Source organism: Tenacibaculum skagerrakense (assembly GCF_004345825.1).
GTDB classification, from domain to species: Bacteria; Bacteroidota; Bacteroidia; order Flavobacteriales; family Flavobacteriaceae; genus Polaribacter; species Polaribacter skagerrakensis.
Genome location: NZ_SLXM01000029.1, coordinates 1 through 1,252, shown reverse-complemented (window position 1 = coordinate 1,252; position 1,252 = coordinate 1). Strand labels below are relative to the sequence as shown.

Genomic DNA, 1,252 nt, shown 5'->3' with positions numbered 1-1,252 from the left:
CTGTAGTATTAGCACCACTTGCATCTGGATTGGCAATTACATCAACACCTGCACCTCCAAAACTTGTAAACGTTGGTGCTGCACCCTCAAAGTCCTGAACACCTAAAGTACTCGTACTTGATGGTGACTTCCAGAAATAAATATTATCAATAAATACAGTGCCTGAAGCCCATGGAATACCTACAAACTTTAATTGTAAAATCTCGCTAACTGTTAATCCTTGATTGGTATAATCTGAGATTGGAATGTTGATGCTTGTCCACTGATCTTTTGTTAAATCATTAGTAACTGGTGCTTCTGTAGTAACACCTCCGGAGATATTAATCAAAGAAGTTTCTAACTGATCTAGATCTGCCGTCCAAACATCTAAGTGTAAAAATTCCATTCCACTAACATCTTGCGAAGAACCAAACTGAATTCCTTGGTAACTTAAATTAGTGTATTGTAACATCTTATCACCATTTAAGTCAAACTCTGCCCAACTACTTCCTTGACCTCCTTGTCCCCAATCTGGGAACGTATCGGTACCGGCAACATTGGTATACGCTGAACCGTAAATCCCAATAACATCCGTCTCATTACGGGTTGGTGGAATTGGTGCAGAACTTACAGGTTGTAATATCTCAGTAACCGTAAAAGTAGCCGTGTACTCTGTAGTAGCAATGGCTGCTCCTTTTGCAACAACTCGCATATCATAATCACCAGCTGTAGTGTATTGGTAATTTATAGTCTCACCAATATTGGCAGTTGCTACTGGCTGTGAAACGCCTGACTCTCCTGAATAAAACTCAAACATCGTAGCAAAATCTGCTGATGCTGTTACATTTACCTGTCGTGAAACTGATTGATCATTCTCTATAGTAACCATCAAGTTCTCTGGAGCTTTGAAAGATACTACTAACTGTTGTGTAGTCTCTGTCATTTTTCCATTTAAACTAAAAGCCTCTACTTTTAACTCATAAGTACCTTCTGCATATACGTGTTCTACACTCTCGCCTGCAGCTAATTCTGCTGGTTCTGGTGTGGTGTCTCCAAAGTAAACCTTAAAACTACTTGCTCCATCCGCCGTAGGTGTAATTGTTACACTTCCTGTGTTATCCTGTGTAATATCATAGGTAGCTGCAACATTTGCCGGAGCAACTATCGAATCTACAAATGATAAATCGCGCTCATCTTCAGTACACGAACCAAAAATGATTAATACTAGTAATATCTTGACTATTTTCTTCATAATCCTTATTATTTTTTAATA

The 1,252-nt window shown here is 38.7% G+C and carries 1 protein-coding gene; it reads right to left on the bottom strand.

Translation table 11 applies throughout. The annotated features are described in order from the left end of the window. Positions 1–1,231, bottom strand: a 1,231-nt coding sequence (locus EV195_RS16590; RefSeq protein ID WP_132796096.1) for a hypothetical protein, incomplete at its 3' end; no start/stop codon positions are given. Positions 1,232–1,252: the final 21 nt, after the last annotated feature.